The sequence below is a fragment of the Amnibacterium flavum genome, from assembly GCF_003097495.1.
Lineage (GTDB): Bacteria > Actinomycetota > Actinomycetes > Actinomycetales > Microbacteriaceae > Naasia > Naasia flava.
On record NZ_QEOP01000012.1, the window covers coordinates 1 to 283 of the forward strand.

The 283-nt window shown below is 66.8% G+C and carries 1 pseudogene; it reads left to right on the top strand.

The window, feature by feature from the left end:
• A pseudogene (locus DDQ50_RS16970) lies at positions 1 to 283 on the top strand (sugar ABC transporter ATP-binding protein); the annotation flags it as partial.

Below are 283 nucleotides of genomic sequence, written 5' to 3' on the forward strand. Positions count from 1 at the left end.
GTTCCTCATGGACGAGCCGCTGTCGAACCTCGACGCCAAGCTCCGCGTCCAGACCCGCACCCAGATCGCATCGCTCCAGCGTCGTCTCGGCGTCACCACCGTCTACGTCACCCACGACCAGACCGAGGCCCTCACCATGGGCGACCGCATCGCGGTCCTCAAGGACGGCGTCCTCCAGCAGGTCGGAACACCCCGCGACCTGTACGAAGCCCCCAAGAACGTCTTCGTCGCCGGCTTCATCGGAAGCCCGGCCATGAACCTGTTCCCCGCCGACCTCACCGAC